The 15,041-nt window shown below is 63.8% G+C and carries 15 protein-coding genes; 6 read left to right on the top strand and 9 right to left on the bottom strand.

All coding sequences use genetic code 11. The features are described from left to right. Positions 1-113 precede the first annotated feature (113 nt). The 5 genes from ACI3K3_RS03655 to ACI3K3_RS03675 all read left to right on the top strand — a co-directional run bounded on the left by ACI3K3_RS03655 (position 114) and on the right by ACI3K3_RS03675 (position 4,545). Entirely contained in the window at positions 114-344 is a 231-nt protein-coding gene (locus ACI3K3_RS03655) for a biotin/lipoyl-containing protein (protein WP_404912150.1), read from the top strand. Between the two features lie 61 nt (positions 345-405). Beyond that, complete coding sequence (locus ACI3K3_RS03660; protein ID WP_404912151.1) at positions 406-948, top strand: peroxiredoxin; 543 nt, start codon at positions 406-408, stop codon at positions 946-948. 157 nt (positions 949-1,105) lie between these two features. Next, positions 1,106-2,233, top strand: a complete 1,128-nt coding sequence (gene prfB, locus ACI3K3_RS03665) for a peptide chain release factor 2 (RefSeq protein ID WP_404912152.1) — start codon at positions 1,106-1,108, stop codon at positions 2,231-2,233. A gap of 113 nt (positions 2,234-2,346) precedes the next feature. Beyond that, positions 2,347-3,063: a class I SAM-dependent methyltransferase gene (locus ACI3K3_RS03670; protein ID WP_404912154.1), complete on the top strand. Its 717-nt coding sequence runs from the start codon at positions 2,347-2,349 to the stop codon at positions 3,061-3,063. A gap of 75 nt (positions 3,064-3,138) precedes the next feature. After that, the gene (locus tag ACI3K3_RS03675) at positions 3,139-4,545 is read left to right on the top strand and encodes an NAD(P)H-dependent flavin oxidoreductase (RefSeq protein WP_404912155.1); all 1,407 of its coding nucleotides are present in this window, start codon (positions 3,139-3,141) and stop codon (positions 4,543-4,545) included. Positions 4,546-4,619: 74 nt separating this feature from the next. On the opposite strand, the gene ACI3K3_RS03680 is transcribed toward ACI3K3_RS03675, so the two are convergent. The 9 genes from ACI3K3_RS03680 to miaA all read right to left on the bottom strand — a co-directional run bounded on the left by ACI3K3_RS03680 (position 4,620) and on the right by miaA (position 14,147). Next, the gene (locus ACI3K3_RS03680; protein ID WP_404912368.1) at positions 4,620-5,483 is read right to left on the bottom strand and encodes a GGDEF domain-containing protein; all 864 of its coding nucleotides are present in this window, start codon (positions 5,481-5,483) and stop codon (positions 4,620-4,622) included. A gap of 215 nt (positions 5,484-5,698) precedes the next feature. Next, positions 5,699-7,375 carry a 2-isopropylmalate synthase gene (leuA, locus tag ACI3K3_RS03685; protein ID WP_404912156.1) on the bottom strand — a complete coding sequence of 559 codons (1,677 nt, stop codon included), beginning with the start codon at positions 7,373-7,375 and terminating at the stop codon, positions 5,699-5,701. A 259-nt stretch (positions 7,376-7,634) separates the two neighbouring features. Then, the gene (locus ACI3K3_RS03690; protein WP_404912157.1) at positions 7,635-8,264 is read right to left on the bottom strand and encodes a TMEM175 family protein; all 630 of its coding nucleotides are present in this window, start codon (positions 8,262-8,264) and stop codon (positions 7,635-7,637) included. A gap of 76 nt (positions 8,265-8,340) precedes the next feature. Then, positions 8,341-8,673: an I78 family peptidase inhibitor gene (locus ACI3K3_RS03695; RefSeq protein WP_404912158.1), complete on the bottom strand. Its 333-nt coding sequence runs from the start codon at positions 8,671-8,673 to the stop codon at positions 8,341-8,343. 69 nt (positions 8,674-8,742) lie between these two features. After that, positions 8,743-9,402, bottom strand: coding sequence for a YceI family protein (locus tag ACI3K3_RS03700; protein WP_404912159.1), 660 nt, complete (start codon positions 9,400-9,402; stop codon positions 8,743-8,745). Positions 9,403-9,496: 94 nt separating this feature from the next. Further along, positions 9,497-10,516 (bottom strand): ketol-acid reductoisomerase, encoded by a 1,020-nt coding sequence (gene ilvC, locus ACI3K3_RS03705; RefSeq protein WP_404912161.1) that lies wholly within the window; start codon positions 10,514-10,516, stop codon positions 9,497-9,499. Between the two features lie 129 nt (positions 10,517-10,645). Further along, on the bottom strand, positions 10,646-11,164 hold the full coding sequence (gene ilvN / locus ACI3K3_RS03710; protein WP_054441698.1) for an acetolactate synthase small subunit: 519 nt from the start codon (positions 11,162-11,164) through the stop codon (positions 10,646-10,648). A gap of 29 nt (positions 11,165-11,193) precedes the next feature. After that, the gene (gene ilvB, locus ACI3K3_RS03715) at positions 11,194-12,936 is read right to left on the bottom strand and encodes a biosynthetic-type acetolactate synthase large subunit (protein ID WP_404912162.1); all 1,743 of its coding nucleotides are present in this window, start codon (positions 12,934-12,936) and stop codon (positions 11,194-11,196) included. A 218-nt stretch (positions 12,937-13,154) separates the two neighbouring features. Further along, on the bottom strand, positions 13,155-14,147 hold the full coding sequence (miaA, locus tag ACI3K3_RS03720) for a tRNA (adenosine(37)-N6)-dimethylallyltransferase MiaA (protein WP_404912164.1): 993 nt from the start codon (positions 14,145-14,147) through the stop codon (positions 13,155-13,157). Between miaA and serB the strand changes: the two genes are divergently transcribed. After that, positions 14,140-15,036 carry a phosphoserine phosphatase SerB gene (gene serB, locus ACI3K3_RS03725; protein ID WP_404912165.1) on the top strand — a complete coding sequence of 299 codons (897 nt, stop codon included), beginning with the start codon at positions 14,140-14,142 and terminating at the stop codon, positions 15,034-15,036. The genes miaA and serB overlap by 8 nt on opposite strands. The last annotated feature ends 5 nt before the right edge of the window (positions 15,037-15,041 follow it).

Here is a 15,041-nt window from a genome sequence, read left to right on the forward strand (position 1 = left end):
GATAGCGGGGTGGGCTGCTTGCCTGCCCCGCAGCTTCCTTTAGTCAGAATGGCAAGGTGCGGTGGCGGGGCGATGGCCTCGGTCGCACGGAACGCTGAAGGACTGAAACTACCATGGCCGTTGAAATCCTGCTCCCGAAAATCGGTTTCTCCATGCAAGAAGGCCAGGTGGCCGAATGGCTGATCGCGGACGGCGCGGCGGTCAGTGAAGGCGAGCCGCTGTTCTCGCTTGAAGCGGACAAGTCCACCAACGAGGTCGAGGCACCGGCATCGGGCACGCTGCGGATCGTTGCGGCCGTGGGCGAAACCTATGAAGTCGGCACGGTGCTTGGCTATATCGAATAAGCGAATGACGGGCGGGGGAAGAGGCTGGACAGGCCTCTTGCCGAAGTCCAGATTGCGCCGCATGCGCAAGATCCTGCCCGCCGCCTTCGCGGCTCTCGCCCTCGCTGTTTCCGCTGGTACCGCCCAGGCTGCCTTGCCGGTAGGCGCGAAGGCGCCCGCCTTCTCCACGCAGGGGGCCAAGGGCGGCAAGGTCATGGCGTTCGATCTCAAGGCGGCGCTGAAGAAGGGACCGGTCGTCCTCTACTTTTACCCCAAGGCCTTCACCCAGGGCTGCACACTGGAAGCGCATGCCTTCGCCGATGCGACCGACGATTTCGCCAAGCTGGGAGCAAGCGTTGTCGGCATGTCCGCCGACGATCTGCCGACGCTTCAGAAATTCTCGACCGAGGCCTGCCGGGACAAGTTCGCGGTCGCCGTCGCGACGCCGGCCATCACCAAGGCCTATGACGTCGCCCTCAAGCGGCAGGGCGTTCCGGCCGGCATGACCGACCGTACCAGCTACGTCATCGCGCAGGACGGGCGAATCGTGATGGTCCACTCGGAACTCGACTATCGCGATCATGTGAAGCTCACGCTTGAGGCCGTGAAGAAGCTCAAGGGCTGACAGTCGGTACAGCGTGGGGCAGGATGCACTTCCTGCCTTGAACAAGTGCCGCCTTGGCGGTTAGAAGCGCCGTTTCCCCGCGCGAGATTTCGCGCGTGCTTTACATATGCCGTCGCTGCGCTATGCGCGCGCTGTCGCTTCTTGGGAGTTTCAAGTCATGCGTGCCGAAGGGCAGGCCCACATTGCGCGTATCGAAAAGGCCCTCGCGCTGGTCCGCAAGTTCCTCGACTGGGACCGCGCCCTGCGCCGGTTCGACGAATTGAACGCGCGCGTCGAAGACCCAACGCTCTGGGATAAACCCAAGGAAGCCGAAGCGGTCATGAAGGAACGCCGCCGTCTGGAAGCGGCGATCAACGCCGTGAACGACATCGGCCGCGAGATGCAGGACGCCGTCGAGTTCGTCGAACTGGGCGAGATGGAAGGCGACGAGGATACCATCAACGAAGGTATCTCCGCGCTCGCCGCCCTGGCCGACCGTGCGGACCAGGACAAGGTCACCGCGCTGCTCTCCGGAGAGGCAGACTCCAATGATACCTACCTCGAAGTCCATGCCGGCGCCGGCGGCACCGAAAGCCAGGACTGGGCCGAGATGCTCCAGCGCATGTACACGCGCTGGGCGGAGCGTCATGGCTACAAAGTCGAACTGGTGGACTATCACGCCGGTGAAGCCGCGGGCATCAAGAGCTGCACCCTGCTGATCAAGGGCGAGAACGCCTACGGCTATGCCAAGACCGAAAGCGGCGTCCACCGCCTGGTCCGCATCAGCCCCTATGACAGCTCGGCGCGCCGCCACACCAGCTTCTCGTCGGTTTGGGTCTATCCGGTGATCGACGACAGCTTCGAGATCGACATCAATCCGGCGGACCTGAAGATCGATACTTATCGCGCTTCGGGCGCGGGCGGTCAGCACGTCAACACCACAGACTCGGCGGTGCGTATCACCCACGGCCCTTCGGGCATCGTCGTGGCGAGCCAGATCGACCGTTCGCAGCACAAGAACCGCGAAATCGCGATGGGCATGCTCAAGGCGCGCCTCTTCGAGGAAGAGATGCGCAAACGCGAGGAAGCCGCCAGCGCGGAACACGCCAGCAAGAGCGACATCGGCTGGGGCCACCAGATTCGTTCCTACGTGCTTCAACCCTATCAGCAGGTGAAGGACTTGCGCACCGGCGTGGTCTCCACTGCTCCGGGTGACGTTCTGGACGGGGCGCTGGATCCCTTCATGGCCGCGGCGCTTTCGCAGCGCGTGACGGGCGAGAAGGTCGAAGTGGAAGACGTCGACTGACGTCGCGCAAGGCTCTCCGCCGGGCAGGACTTTGCCAAGCGGGGAGCGAACCGCTAAAGGGCCGCATGCGCTTGTCCTTCCGCCTTTCCTGTCGTTCCGGCGCGTTAGCGTCGATGCTGGCGATCGGCTTGACGCTTGGCGCCTGCCATCGCGAGCCGGTGGACGAATCGCGTCCCGAAAGCGCCCGTGCCTTTCCCGTGGCGGACCGGCCGGTTTCGCGAACGCCCGACGGTGCGGTCGGCAGCGAGGTTCAGCGCGACAGTCTGAACGAAGCGCAGGTCGTCATGGACCTTGCCAGGATCGAACCCGGCATGAGCGTGGCGGATCTCGGTGCGGGCGAGGGGTATTACACGGTCCGTCTGGCCCAGCGCGTCGGCTCGAAGGGGCGTGTACTGGCTGAAGACATCGATCGCGAGGCGAACGAGCGGCTGGGCAATCGCGTCATGCGCGAGGAACTCGAAAACGTTTCGATCAAACTGGGCACGCCGGACGATCCCAAGCTGCCGGAAAACAGCTTCGACCGGGTCTTCCTGGTGCATATGTACCACGAAGTCACCGAGCCATATGCGTTCCTCTGGCACTTGCGCCCCGCCCTGCGCGACAAGGGACGCGTGGTGGTGGTCGACGTCGATCGCGCCAGCGACAGCCACGGCATTCCGCCGCAACTGCTTTTCTGCGAATTTGCGTCCATGGGCTTTCGCTTGACGGAATTTGTCCGTAAGCCGGAACTCCAAGGCTACTACGCACAGTTCGAGGCCGCCGGTCCGAGGCCGGAGCCGGAAAACATCGTACCTTGCCGGATATCCGGCAACACCATGACGCAAAAGTAGTGCGTCAGTAGCACAGGGCGTATACAGGGCCGCTGAACCAGCGCGCCATGCGCCGGGGGAAAGACGAAAGAGAAGATGGGTTTCAAGGGTCTCAAGCCGATTGTCTATGGTGGACGCGAAGTCTGGCCGCTCGTCGAGGGCGGCAAGGGCGTTGCCGCGACCAATCACATGAGCTCGGGCGCCTGGGCTGCGGCCGGGGGCATCGGCACGGTCAGCGCCGTGAATGCCGACAGCTATGATGCCGAGGGCAAGATCGTCCCGCAGGTCTACAATGCCCTGACGCGCAAGGAACGGCACCAGGAACTGATCGACTACGCCATCGACGGCGCGGTGGAGCAGGTTCGCCGGGCCTACGAAATCTCGAACGGCCAGGGCGCGATCAACATCAACGTCCTTTGGGAAATGGGCGGCGCCCAGACCATCCTCGAGGGCGTGCTGGAGCAGACTCGCGGCATGGTGACGGGCGTCACCTGCGGCGCGGGCATGCCCTACAAGCTGTCCGAGATCGCCGCTCGTTTCAACGTCAACTACCTGCCCATTGTCAGTTCCGGCCGCGCCTTCCGCGCGCTGTGGAAGCGCGCCTATCACAAGGTGCCCGATCTGCTGGGCGCGGTGGTCTACGAGGATCCCTGGCTCGCCGGTGGCCATAACGGCCTGTCGAACGCCGAAGATCCGCTCAAGCCGGAAGACCCCTATCCCCGCGTCAAGGCGCTGCGCGACACCATGCGCGCCGAGGGCATTGCCGACAGCGTGCCGATCGTCATGGCCGGCGGAGTGTGGTTCCTGCGCGACTGGGAAAACTGGATCGACAATCCGGAACTCGGTTCGATCGCCTTCCAATACGGTACGCGCCCGCTGCTGACGCATGAAAGCCCGATCCCGCAGGCGTGGAAGGACCACCTTCGCACGCTGGAGCCGGGCGATGTGCTGCTGCACCGTTTCTCGCCGACGGGCTTCTATTCCTCGGCCGTGCGCAACCCGTTCCTGCGCAATCTCGAAGCGCGTTCGGAGCGCCAGATTCCCTACTCGAAGGTCGAGGCCGGAGAGCACACCGTGCGTCTCGACGTTGGCGTGAAGGGCAAGAACTTCTGGGTCGCGCCGAAGGACCTCGACCGGGCGCGTGCCTGGTCTGCTCAGGGCTTCACCGATGGCCTGCGCACGCCCGACGACACGATCATCTTTGTAAATCCGCCTGAGCGCGATGAAATCCGCAAGGACCAGGCAGACTGCATGGGCTGCCTGTCGCACTGCGGATTCTCTTCGTGGAAGGACCATGACGACTACACGACCGGTCGTCTTGCCGATCCGCGCAGCTTCTGCATCCAGAAGACGCTTCAGGACATCGCCCATGGCGGCCCCATCGACGAGAACCTGATGTTTGCCGGCCATGCCGCATACAAGTTCAAGCAGGATCCGTTCTACTCCAACAACTTCACGCCGACGGTGAAGGAACTGGTGGATCGTATCCTGACTGGCGACTGATCGCGCGAATATCGCAGTTAATGAAAAGGGCGGCCCGCAAGGTCGCCCTTTTTCGTGCCTCTCGAAGCGGATAACTATTCGGCTGTTTGCGGAGCGTCTGCGGGGAGGGCGCGGCAGATGCAATCGCGTCCGGAACGCTTCGCCTCGTAAAGCGCCTCGTCGGCGAGATGCAGCGCGGCTTCGATATCCTCGCCGTTCCAGCAGCACAGGCCTGCCGAGAACGTGATGGGGCGGCCATCCACCGTCCCGATCGGTTCTTCGCGCATACGTGCGGCGATGCGGGCAAGCGTCCAGTCCGCTTCGTCTTCTATGCATTCATGGAAAAGGATCGCGAACTCCTCGCCGCCCCAGCGGGCAACCATGTCGGCGCGGCGGATCTGCGAGGAGAGCCGGTCCGCGAAGGCGCAGAGCACATGGTCGCCTTCGTCATGGCCGAGCTTGTCGTTGACCTGCTTGAAGAAGTCGATGTCGACGATGGCGACGCAACCCCGGCGCTGGTCGCTCGGCAAGGCGTCCAGCTTTTCCAGAAAGCCACGGCGGTTGGGAATTCCGGTCAGCGGGTCTTCGAGCGCCGCGATGGTGAGGTCTTCCATCTGCGCGCGGGTAACCGTGGCGGCGCGGTGAACGCCGGCGTAGAGTGTCTGGATCACGTCGCCGACCTCGGGAAGAGCGGTTCCGTCTTCCTCGCTGCGGTTGAGAGCATCGGCGAGGGCATGGATCGGGTCCAGCAAGGCGCCGATGCCGAACAGGGCGAGTGCCGTGCCGATCACGGTCGCCAGCGTCAAAAGCACGAATTCGAAAAGCGCTATCCGTTCGGTGGACAACCCCCAGGCGCAATAGCCGAGCAAGGGAAGGTGCGTTGCGACAAAGCAGAGGGCGAACAACCTCAGTCGCAGAGAACGCGGAAAGATAAAGGACGTCGCAAGGTAGAACTGCATAGGCATCCCCGTTCCTATTGGATTTGCCGGGAAAATTGGCGGCGTCCGTAAACGGTTCCTTAAAAATCCTCGTTAATTTGCGTACGCAAGATGAGCCGTGCCCGCGTCATGATCGGTCGTGTCATAGTGTTCGCAGTGCACACATGAAAAAGGCGAGGGCCGAAATGACCCTCGCCTCAATCGATTTCATCGGGCTTGTCGCCTTGGGACGATTCTCAGGAGGCGCGCACTGCATTGCCTGCGCTGAGCACGGCGCGGACACTGGCCGTGGCCACGTCCTCGTCGATGCCGACGCCCCAAACCACGCGGCCGTCCGGCGTCACGCATTCCACGTAGGCAGCGGCGCGGGCATCGGTGTGCTTGCCCATCGAGTGCTCGGCATAGTCGCGCACGTCGAGGGTGACGCCGAAGCTTTCCGCCAGCGTGGCGGCGACCGAGGATATCAACCCGTTGCCCCGGCCGGAAACCGACTGCTCCTTGCCGTCCACGCCGATCTTGCCGGCGAAGACGCGGGTGCCGTCGGCGGCCTTGGCTTCTTCCCAGTCGATGAGCTGGAAATGCTGCGGATCGTCGATGCGGTAGGCCTTGCGGAACACGTCCCAGATATCCGCCGCCTGGAGTTCGCGGCCCAGCTCGTCCGCCAGTTCCTGAACGTGCTTCGAGAAATGCGCTTGCATGCGCTTGGGCAGCTTCAGGCCCTGGTCCTGCTCGATCACCCAGGCGAACCCACCCTTGCCGGACTGCGAGTTGACGCGGATCACCGCCTCGTAATCGCGGCCCAGGTCGGCCGGATCGATCGGCAGATAGGGCACGGCCCAGATCTCGTCGTTGCGCTGTTCCTGCGCCGCGAAGCCCTTCTTGATCGCGTCCTGATGGCTGCCCGAAAATGCGGTGAACACCAGTTCGCCGCCGTAGGGGTGGCGTTCCGCGACCTTGAGCTGGTTGCAGTATTCGACGGTCTGGATCACCTCGTCGATGTCCGAGAAGTCGAGGCCGGGCGAGACGCCCTGTGTGTACATGTTCATCGCCACGGTAACGAGGCAGCAGTTGCCGGTGCGCTCGCCATTGCCGAACAGGCAACCCTCGACGCGATCGGCGCCGGCCATCAGGCCAAGCTCGGCGGCGGCGACGCCGGTGCCGCGGTCGTTATGGGTGTGCAGCGAGATCACCGCCGATTCGCGGTTCGGCAGGTTGCGGCAGAAATACTCGATCTGGTCGGCATAGACGTTGGGCGTCGCCGCTTCGACCGTGGCGGGCAGGTTGAGGATGATCGGGTTTTCCGGGGTCGGCTGGAGAATGTCCATCACCGCCTCGCAGACCTCGATCGAGAAATCGAGTTCGGCGGTCGAGAACGTCTCGGGCGAATATTCGAACTGCCACCTGGTGCCCGGATACTTCGCCGCCTGGTCGCGCATGACCTTGACGCCTTGCGTCGCGATCGCCTTGATCTCGTGCTTTTCCATGCCGAACACGACATTGCGCCACAGCGGTGACACCGCGTTGTAGAGGTGGACGATCGCGGCGTGAACGCCTTCCAGGCTCTCGAAAGAGCGGGTGATCAGGTCTTCGCGCGACTGGGTCAGCACCTGGACCAGCACGTCTTCCGGAATACGGCCATCCTTGACCAGGCCGTTGATGAAGTCGAACTCGGTCGCACCCGCGCTGGGGAAACCGACTTCGATTTCCTTGAGGCCGACCTTGACCAGCAGGTCGAAGAAGCGGTTCTTCTTTTCCGCGCCCATCGGGTCGATCAGCGCCTGGTTGCCGTCCCGCAAGTCGGTGGAGAGCCAGCGCGGCGCCTTGGTGATGACCTGCGAGGGCCACTGGCGATTCGGCAGGTCGATCTGCGGGAAGGGACGGTACTTGACCGAGGGGTCTTGCAGCATGGTCATGGGTAATCTCGCTCGGAAAAACTTCTTCGATGTAAAGGCTTGCCGGTCCAGTTTAGGCCGGTCTTTCCGGGTCCCCTTGAGCGCCGAGCGCGCCGCAGGACCGACGCGTCACCTCACGCCCAAGGGCGGGTAAGTCGCAGGGTAAGGCCTAGAAGAAGGTTCATTGCGGCAGCCTATGCGCATTCGGAACTGCGATGTAAAGCGAAAAGGGCCCCCGTTCTTGCGTGGCATGCGGCGACGCGCGCAAGGATATTGCCGATCAGCTGCCGGCAGGGGGAACCCGATCGAGGAACAGCCGGTCAAGCACGCTCCACGGCAGCATCCAGAACACCGCGACAATCGCGGCGCAGGCGATCCCCAGCCAGGGCGACGCGAAAGTCAGCGGAATGCCCAGGGCATATACGGCCGAGGCCGCAAGCCCCTTGCGGTGCGAGGCCTTGTGGTAGCGGCGGCTGGCTACCGTCTGCGTGCCCGTAGCCGCCACCCGCCCTTGCAGCAGGACGTAGGCGAGCGCGGGCGTCAGCATCGTCACCAGATAGAGCAGCGTCGCCTCCCGGCTGAAGTGATGCTCACCGAGGTAGGCGGTGGAGAAGGGGATCAGCGACAGGGTGAACAGAAGCAGCATGTTCGACCACAGCAAGCCGCTTGTCACCACACGCGCATGGCCGAGCAGGCGGTGATGGTTCACCCAGTAGATCGCGACATAGGCATAGCTGAGCACATAGGCGATGAAGATCGGCCAAAGTGGCCAGAGCGCCGTCAACCCTTCGGCTACGGGCGTCTTCAGTTCCAGCACCATGATGGTGATGATGATCGCCAGGACGCCGTCCGAGAACGCCTCTACGCGGGTAAGGCTGTCCTCGCGCGCGATGTCGCCTTGTTCTGTCATCCGGGGCCCCTGCTACGATCCAGCTGTTACGATCCAGCAACGACGCTTGGCGGAGAGGGGCGCCCGGATCAAGCGATCAGGTGCAGTTGAAGCCCTTGATCTTGCCGTTATCGTCGACCTGGACGTTCAGGCGATCGGGCCGGTAGTCCATCGTCACGGCCATGCCAGGCTTGATCACCCGCATCGGCTTGTCACCGCGCCACGCGGTGATCCTGGCGATCACTTCGTCGCTGGCGGGCTGGCCTACATAGGAAGCCAGCTGTTCGGCGCCGCAGCTGGGCTCCATCGAAGGCGGGGGAGGCGTTTCAGCGACGTTGTCGTTCCCGGTGCTGGAGCAGGCCGAAAGGGCGACGATCGCCGCCACCAGCGTGAGGGCAGGCGCGAGGCGCGCGGTCAATCTGTTGGTCATGCCGATCTCCTGTCGTGATGTCGTTGCGCCGTTCTTGGGCCGGAACCCTGAACGGCGCCTGAGAGAGCCTTACTGCTTTTCGAAGGCGGCGTTGATGACCAGCACGGTCTCGTCGGACACCATCGGGACGTATTTCGTCACGCCGAATTCCGAGCGCTTGATGAGCGCGCGGCCGATGAAGCCGATCGAATCCTTCTTGCTCATCGGGTTCTGCGCGGCGCCGAAGAATCGGGCCATGATCGTGACCGGCTTGCTGACGCCGTGCAGCGTGAGCGTGCCGTCGATCGAGGCGGAATCCGGTCCGCGCGGCGTGACCGAGGAGGCGACGAAGGTCGCGGTGGGGAACTTGGCTGCGTCGAGCCAGTCGGCGCTGCGCAGTTCCTCGGTGAGCTTGTCGCTGGTGGTCTGGACCGAAGTGACCGGAACGGTGACGCTGAGCTTGGTCGCGGACAGCTTGCCGGGGTCCAGCGTCAGCGAGCCGCTACCGCCCGAGAATGTGCCGGCGAAAGGCGAGATGCCCATGTGCGAGACGCTGAAGGTGACCTGGGTGTGGCCAGGCTCGATGGCGTAAGTGCCGGCCTTGACGTCGGCCGGGGTTCCCGAGCCGCGCAGCATTTCCATGCGCTCACGGCCACCGCCCCCACCACTACCAGGGCCGGGCTGGGCGATGACGGGAGCGGCCAGGGCAGCGGCGGCGGCAAGGATGAGAGCGATAGGCGTGACGCGCATGGGTCTGCTCCAAAAGAAAAGAGGCGGCGCATTTCTGCGCCGCCCCTCCAATTCCGTCAAACGCGAAAATGCGTAAGGGAAATCAGTTTCTTGTTCAGTTCTTCGCCTTGTCCACCAGGGCGTTGGCGCCGATCCAGGGCATCATGGCGCGCAGCTGCGAGCCGGTTTCCTCGATCGGGTGACGCTTGGCGGCGATGCGTGAAGCCTTCAGTTCCGGCTGGCCGGCGCGGTTGTCGAGCACGAAGTCCTTCACGAAACGGCCCGACTGGATGTCTTCCAGCACGCGCTTCATTTCCTTCTTGGTCTCTTCGGTGATGATGCGCGGGCCGGTCTTGATGTCGCCGTATTCGGCGGTGTTCGAGATCGAGTAGCGCATGTTGGCGATACCGCCTTCATACATCAGGTCGACGATCAGCTTCAGCTCGTGGAGGCATTCGAAGTAGGCCATTTCCGGGGCGTAGCCGGCTTCCACCAGCGTTTCGAAGCCGGCCTGGACCAGCGCGGTGGTGCCGCCGCAGAGCACGGCCTGCTCGCCGAATAGGTCGGTTTCGCATTCCTCGCGGAAGTTGGTCTCGATGATGCCCGAACGGCCGCCGCCAACGCCCGAGGCGTAGGCGAGAGCCACGTCCTGCGCATTGCCGGTCACGTCCTGGTGGATCGCGACGAGGCAGGGCACGCCGCCGCCCTTCACGTATTCGCCGCGAACGGTGTGGCCCGGGCCCTTGGGCGCGATCATGATCACGTCGATGTCGGCGCGGGGCTCGATCAGGCCGAAGTGGACGTTGAGGCCGTGGGCGAAGGCCAGCGCCGCGCCGGGCTTCAGGTTCTCATGGATGTCGGCGGCGTAGATCGCGGCCTGGTGCTCGTCCGGCGCGAGGATCATGAGCACGTCGGCCCATGCGGCCGCTTCGGCGTTGGCGAGCACCTTGAAGCCGGCACCTTCGGCCTTCTTGGCGGAAGGCGAACCCGGACGCAGCGCGATCGCCACTTCCTTGACGCCCGAGTCGCGCAGGTTCTGCGCGTGAGCGTGGCCCTGGCTGCCGTAGCCGAGGATCGCGACCTTCTTCTCGGTGATCAGGTTGATGTCGCAATCGGCGTCGTAATAGACCTTCATTTGTCTTTCCTTATTCGTCATCCCGGGCTTGATCCGGGATCGGTGTCTGTCTTTAGGCTGGGCTTCTTTCGAGAAGTGGGTGGGCCCGGCCAGTGGTCCCGGATCGGGTCCGGGACGACGGATTCGTTATTAAGCTTCGTGCGGCCCGCGGATCATCGCGACGATGCCGGTGCGGCCCACTTCCACAAGGCCGAGGTCGCGCATCAGCTGCACGAAAGTATCGATCTTGTCCGGCGCGCCGGTCAGTTCGAAGATGAAGCTGCCGGTGGTGGTGTCCACCGCCTTGGCGCGGAAGATGTCCGCCAGGCGCAGCGCCTCGACGCGCTTTTCGCCCAGGCCCGCCACCTTGATGAGCGCCAGTTCGCGCGCGACGTGGGGGCCCACCTCGGTCAGGTCCACCACCTTGTGCACCGGCACCAGGCGTTCGAGCTGGGCGTGGATCTGGTCGATCTGGCTCGGCGGGCCGTGGGTGACGATGGTGATCCGGCTCACCGCATGGTTCTCGGTGATGTCGGCCACGGTAAGGCTGTCGATATTGTAACCGCGCGCGGTGAACAGGCCGGCGATCTTGGCGAGAATGCCCGCCTCGTTATCGACGGTGATGGTGAGGACGTGGCGTTCCTCGGCCTCTTGCTTGATGTGCATCATGATATGTCTTTCGGATCCTGCGCGCGTTCTCAGACCAGAGCCTTGGCTTCGTCGTCCATGGTGCCGGCCACGGTGTCGCCGTAGAGGATCATTTCGGTATGTGCCGCGCCCGACGGGATCATCGGGAAGCAGTTCGATTCTTTGGCGACCAGGCAGTCGACGATGACGGGGCCGTCGTAGTCGATCATTTCCTGGATGCCGGCATCGAGCTGGCTTTCGTTCTCGATGCGGATGCCCTTCCACCCGTAAGCTTCAGCCAGCTTCACGAAGTCCGGCAGACTTTCCGAATAGGACTGCGAGAAGCGGCTTTCGTACGTGAGTTCCTGCCACTGGCGAACCATGCCCATCCACTCGTTGTTGAGGATGAAGATTTTCACCGGCAGGCGGTATTGGGTGGCGGTGCCCAGTTCCTGGATGTTCATCTGGATCGAGGCGTCGCCCGCAATGTCGATGACCAGGCTGTCCGGGTTGCCGAGCTGCGCGCCGATCGCGGCGGGCAGGCCGTAGCCCATAGTGCCGAGACCGCCCGACGTCAGCCACTTGTTCGGACCGAAGAAGTGGAAATACTGTGCCGCCCACATCTGGTGCTGGCCGACTTCGGTCGAGATGACCGGATCCTTGTCCTTGGTCAGTTCGAACAGGCGCTGCACCGCGAGCTGCGGCATGATGGCCTTGTCCGAGAGCGGGAACGAGAGGCTCTTCTTCTCGCGCCAGCCCTCGACGCGAGTCTTCCACGCGGAAATGTCCTGGCCCTTGCGATTGCCCCAGAGCGTCAGGATCTGGTCGAGCACGGTGGCGCAGTCGCCGATGATCGGCAGGTCGACGCGAACCGTCTTGTTGATCGAGGCGCGGTCGATGTCGATGTGGATCTTCTTCGAGTTCGGCGCGAAAGCGTCGAGGCGGCCGGTCACGCGGTCGTCGAAGCGGGCACCGACGCAGACGATCAGGTCGGCCTGGTTCATCGCGAAGTTGGCCTCGTACGTGCCGTGCATGCCCAGCATGCCCAACCAGTCCGGATGATCGGCCGGGAAGGCGCCGAGGCCCATCAGCGTCGAGGTGACGGGCGCACCGGTCTTTTCCTGAAGCTCGCGCAGCAGGGCGGTGGCGCGGGGGCCCGAATTGATGACGCCGCCGCCGGTGTAGAACACCGGTGCCTTGGCACGAGCGATCATCTCGACCGCTTGCGCGATTTCGTCCGCCGTGCCTTCCGTGCGCGGCGAATAGCGCTGGCGGCGCTGCGCCGGCGCATCGTTCCAGGCGGCGCTGGCGATCTGGACGTCCTTGGGGATGTCGATCAGCACCGGGCCGGGACGGCCGGAGGTGGCGATCTGGAAGGCCTCGTCGATGATCCCCGCCAGTTCGGCCGGGTCTTTCACCAAGTAGTTATGCTTGGTGCAATGGCGCGAGATGCCGACCGTGTCCGCTTCCTGGAAAGCGTCGGAGCCGATCAGTGCCGTGGGAACCTGTCCGGTGATGACGACCAGCGGAATCGAATCCATGAAGGCGTCGGCAATGCCGGTGATGGCATTGGTCGCCCCGGGACCGGAGGTGACGAGCACCACGCCGGGCTTGCCGGTGGACCGCGCATAACCTTCGGCGGCATGGGCAGCGCCGGCTTCGTGACGGACCAGGATGTGCCGAAGTCGCTCGTCGCCGAATAGAGCATCGTAGATCGGTAGCACGGCACCGCCGGGATAGCCGAATACGAATTCGACCCCCTGCTTGACCAGGCTTTCGACCAGGATGTTCGCGCCGCTGCGCTCTTCAGTCACAACACATTCCTTTACCGATTCGTGGGCGTTTCCCGAGAGAAGGGCTGCCCTTCGAATATTGCGCGCTGTTTGCAGTGCGCATTACCAAAAAACCATAATCCGCCTTGCGGCGAACTATAATGAAACCGACCCGACACAGCAGGTGCCATGCCGGGTCCTCCCTCTCCTACCCGCATACTTTCATCAGCGGGTGAGGGGGCTCTAAGGGGACGAAAATATTACGTCAACCCCATAATATGAAATAATCTATCTCTCAGTGTTTTTTCGTCGAAATATTCGAACTCAATCCTTGCCCAATCTTGCGGAGGCTGGTGGCGCAACCAAGTGAACTGGCGCTTGGCGTAGTTGCGGGTCGCCTGCGATCCACGGGCAATAGCGTCCTCCAGAGGGGTTTCGCCGCGCAGCACCCCGGCCAGTTCCGGAACGCCGATGGCGCGCATGACGGGCAGGTCGGGATCGAGGCCGCGGGCAAGAAGATTTTCCACTTCGGACAGGGCGCCGCGTTCCATCATGCGCTGGAACCGCAGGTCGCAGCGACGATAGAGGCCCTGGCGTTCCGGAAGCAGGATGGCGGCTCGAACCGTGACGTCGGCGCCGATGCCGCCGCTGGTCAGCGCCTGCCAATGGCCGATCGACTGCCCGGTGGAGCGCACGACTTCCAGCGCGCGGGCGATGCGCGTGCTGTCCGCCGGGGCGAGCCGCGCAGCGCGCGCGGGATCTTCCGCTTGTAGCGCCGCGTAGGCCTGGGCGACGGGCAGGGCGCGCACCGCCTCACGCACTTCAGGGGCGATTTCAGGGACGGGGGCGATGCCATCCAGCAAGGTGCGTATATAGAGGCCGGTGCCGCCGACCAGCACCGGCACGGCGCCCTCTGCATGGATCGCGCTGATGGTTTCGCGGGCGGCACGCGCCCATTCGGCGGCGGAGCAGGTCTGTGCCCCGTCCCAGGCGCCGAACAGGCGGTGGTCGATACCCCCCATCTCTTCGGCGGTGGGGCGGGCGCTCAGCACGGTGAGGTCGGCGTAGACCTGCGAGCTGTCGGCATTGACGATCACGGCCCGGCGGCCGCGCCGTTCCAGTTCCTGCGCCAGGGCCACGGCACAATCGCTCTTGCCGCTGGCGGTCGGCCCTGCGATGAGCGCGAGCGGTGGCTTTTCGCGGCCACTAGTGGAATTTTCATACGCAGCTTCAAGGGAATTCGCAGTGCTCATTGCGCGGCTGATAGCAGAACCGGACCACCTCTCGGCAAGAATCGATGCGGCCAGGGCCGAAATGCATGAGGCCGGCGTGCGTCTTGCATCGGCGGCGATGCTCGATTTCTGCGAAACCACCATGCAGATCGCCTCTCCGGATGGGGATGGGACGGGGGATGCCGCCGCGCTGCGCAAGGCGTTGGACGACCATTTCGCGCCGACAGACGGCCTCGTTTGCGATCATGAGCCGACGATTCCCAAGCTTTTCATCTCCGACATGGATTCGACCATGATCGGCCAGGAATGCATCGACGAACTGGGTGATTTCGCGGGCCTCAAGGAGCGCATTGCGGAAATCACCGAGCGCGCCATGCAGGGTGAACTCGATTTCGAGGAAGCCCTTCGCGAGCGCGTGGGCCTGCTCAAGGGGCTCTCGGTAGATGCCATAGAGGAATGCCTTGCCAGCCGCATCCGGCCGATGCCTGGCGCGCGCACGCTGGTGGAGACGCTCAAGAAGTTCGGGTGCCGTACCGTGCTGGTGACGGGCGGCTTCCATCACTTCGCAGATCCGGTAGCGGCGCAGCTCGGCTTCGAATTCGTCGTCGGCAACCGGCTGGAGGTAGAGGACGGCAAGCTGACCGGTGGCCTTGCCGGCCCCATCGTCGATAGCTCGGTCAAGAAAGCGACCCTGCTCGCCGAAGTGGCGGCGCTGGGCGAAGACGCCACCAGCCTTGCCACGGGCGACGGGGCCAACGATATTCCCATGCTGGAAGCGGCGACTTACGGTATCGCCTACCATGCCAAGCCGAAGGCGCGCGCGGCGGCCAATGGCTGGATTGATCGGGGCGATCTCACCAGCGTCCTGAGGCTGCTCGGCATCGACGAGCAGGAATGGGTCCGCGCATAGGGGAA

The sequence above is a fragment of the Novosphingobium sp. ZW T3_23 genome, from assembly GCF_044987305.1.
Classification (GTDB): Bacteria; Pseudomonadota; Alphaproteobacteria; order Sphingomonadales; family Sphingomonadaceae; genus Novosphingobium.